The following is a 2,971-nucleotide window of genomic DNA, read 5'->3' as shown; positions in this document are numbered from 1 at the left end:
AATCGAACAATTTTTCCTGTTCGCCGGTCCTGGGAGCCTGAGTGAGAGAGCCGCCAGCGCTCGGAGTCTCGCTGGCGCCAGATCTAGAAACGGGCAACTTTCCCCGCTCGTCAACGTTTCTCACAAATTCAACTCCAATGTGAGGCGACATTGCCGCCGGCCGTCAGGCTACGTGCCATTTGGCCCGCTTATATTCGTCTTACCTGACGTTGAGCTGACGGAATGGCCGACTAGGGGCGCCGCCGCCTTTGAAACGGGTTGTGGCATTTTGCGCCGACTACGGCCCTCAAGGATCCCCGCGCGGATCGGCCGCTTGGCGAGCTCAGCATGGCTCCGCTACACGGGAGCTCCGCAGCCTTCCTGAAAGCAGAGATCGACAAAGCGTCTTTGCGCGGCGAATCCCACCACCCCTTCCAGATAGCCTTAGCTGGGAGCCGACCTGGCATCAGAGTTGACAGCATAGACCCAAGGAAATCGAAAACCCCGCCACTCCACTCCCTTTATTCAGCATTTTCCTCCCCTGGATTGGGAGAAGTCGAAAGAGCGCAGCTTCGACAGACGCCGGGAGACTTTATGGGGTTCGATCCGCCCAAAATCCTGACCAAGATGCACGAACGGACCGGGCAGCGCTCTCCCGCCAGGACTCATGTCGTCCAGCGCGACCTGCTCGCTGACGACGAGCAAGTTGAACTGTGAGAAACGTCGGCGATCGAACGACCTGTTTCGGTTCGTCCGGGAACGACGCCGAACTTTGAAAAACTCCTGAAGCTCACTCGGCGAAAAGCACCGCACCTGGTTCGGACCAAGGAGATCCTGGGAAACCTGATGCCAGAATCGAGCGGGCAAGGATGCAGCCGACGCGATGCCTTGCGCCTCATCGCATTGCCGAGCCAATCCAATATCTAGCTCGTACTCACCACCAATTCAGAATCTTCGCCACCAGCTGTGTGCACCTTGGTGAACTGTCTTCGGAGGCAAGGGGTCCCCGGATCCGGAACCCAGACCTCCGGCAGAAAGCCCGAGGCGTAGAGCTTCGCAAGGACAGTGGCGTCGATCGTGTCAGTCTTCACCTTCGCGTGCGCGATCATGTGCACCTGCTTGGGATTGGCGATCACGACCCGATCAACGTATGGCGATAGCACCCCGGCGACGGCCGCGGCATTGCCGGTCGCCTCGATCACCACGTGGTCGTCATGGGTGAGTTCCTTCTTGGCGAACGCCTCGAGCTTATTGCGCAGCATTTGAACGCGGCCGAGCTTGACGATCTTGCCATCAAGCAACGACACGACCTCGGCGGCTACGCGGTGTATGTCCATGCCAATAATACGCACGGTTCCCTCCATCGTTGGTCACGAACAGGGAGCCAGCGGGCAACACGACAAATACGGATCCGCGCTCGCAGCGCATCCGGGCGGGTCGTAGGGGCGGCCAGATAACGTGCTCGAACTCGCAGTTCATCTGCATACAGGGGAGCAGGTCAGGCCATTTGACATCGGCAGCTCTCATGATTGTTGGCAAGCTGGTCGACGGCCGGTGCGAGCGCCTGGTGTTCAGACGTGATCTTCATCGCCGGCGATGACATCATTTAAGATTTCGAATTGCGGCAGGGGCGCCGCGGTTTTTACTCGCGGCGGCCAAAACTTTCGATTTAAGCATATTCGTTAATTTATCGGCCTTCCCCAGCAGCGCCTTCGTCGTCTCCGCCCCGCCGGGCTGGCCCAGGATCTTGACGATATCGTTCTTGCTGAGCTTCTGGCCGCCAAACTCCAGCGTCGCCAGCGCCTTTGCGGGTTCTCCCAGCAGCGCCTGCAGCGCCCGCGCGCCACCTTCATTGCCTAGGATCCTGACGACATCGTCCTTGCTGAGCTTATCGCCGCTGAGCTCCAGCATCGCCAGCTTTTCCGCGTTGTCCAGCAGCGCCGTCACGGCCTGCCTCGCGCCGTTTTTCCCCAGGATCCTGAGGACATCGTCCTTGCTGAGCTTCTGGCCGCTGAGCTGCAACGCCGCCAGGTCCTTTCCGCGGTCTCCCAGCAGCGTGTTCAGCGCCTGCGCCCCGCCATGATTGCCCAGGATCTTCATGACATCCTCCTTGCTGAGTTTCTGCCCGCTGATCTCCAGCGTCCCCAGGTCCTTTCCGCTTTCTCCCAGGAGGGCCTTCAGCGCCTGCGCGCCACCTTCGTTGCCCAGGATCCTGAGGACATCGTCCTTACTGAGCTTCTGGCCGTTTAATTCCAACGTTGCCAGCTCCTGCGCGTTGTCCAGCAATGCTGTCAGCGCCTGCGCCGCGCCGGTCCGTATCAGGACCTTGAGGATATCGTCCTTGCTGAGCTTCTGGCCGCCGAGCTCCAGCTCCGCCAACGCGCGCGAGTTGTCCAGCAGCGCCTTCACCGTCTGTGCGGCACCTTCATTGCCCAGAATCTTGAAGATTTCATTCTTGCTGAGCTTCTGGCCGCTGAGCTCCAGCGCCGCCAGGTCCTTTCCGCTTTCTCCCAGCAGCGTGTTCAGCACCTGCGGCACACCCCGGTTCCTCAGGATCTTGACGATATCGTCCATGCTGAGCTTCTGGCCGCTGAGCTCCAGTGTCGCGAGCGCCTGCGCGTTCTTCAGCAACGCCCTCACCGCCTGCGCGCCACCATGATTGCTCAGCATCTTGAGGATATCATCCTTGCTGAGCTTGTGGCCGCTGAACTCCAGCTGCGCCAACTCTTCCGCGTTGTCGACAAAGGCCTTTAGTGCAAACACTCCACCGGGGCGGTTGCCAATGCCTTCGCACTCCTCGCGTGACAGCTGAAAACTCGCCTTCAGCGCTTTGTTCACAAATTCGGGGATGGCAGCCAGCCTCTTGAGATTGCGGCGTTTCGGTTTCGAGCTTGACGCCGTCTGCGGGCGACTCTCCTCCATGGCGATTGTCGGGTGCAGCCCGAGGCGGTCTTGGAGTGCCCGCCGATCGCCGACGAGGTTGTCGAGGTGC

Annotated in this window: 2 protein-coding genes and 1 pseudogene; 1 reads left to right on the top strand and 2 read right to left on the bottom strand. The window is 60.2% G+C overall.

All coding sequences use genetic code 11. The features are described 5' to 3' along the window. The first annotated feature begins 573 nt into the window (after window positions 1-573). The gene (locus tag ACWGS9_RS34490; protein WP_454509395.1) at window positions 574-696 is read left to right on the top strand and encodes a hypothetical protein; all 123 of its coding nucleotides are present in this window, start codon (window positions 574-576) and stop codon (window positions 694-696) included. A 257-nt stretch (window positions 697-953) separates the two neighbouring features. On the opposite strand, the pseudogene ACWGS9_RS34485 reads toward ACWGS9_RS34490, so the two are convergent. Then, window positions 954-1,331 (bottom strand): annotated as a pseudogene (locus tag ACWGS9_RS34485) (IS110 family transposase); the annotation flags it as partial. Window positions 1,332-1,581: 250 nt separating this feature from the next. Then, window positions 1,582-2,971 (bottom strand): hypothetical protein (locus ACWGS9_RS34480; protein WP_454509394.1); only part of this gene is annotated, 1,390 nt, incomplete at its 5' end.

Source organism: Mesorhizobium sp. Arg314, assembly GCF_053714275.1.
This window is presented reverse-complemented; position numbering and strand designations above follow the sequence as displayed.

Bases quoted from the DNA above. Each gene is read 5' to 3' on its own strand.
- ACWGS9_RS34490 (WP_454509395.1), top strand. From the start codon at position 574: ATGGGGTTCGATCCGCCCAAAATCCTGACCAAGATGCACGAACGGACC.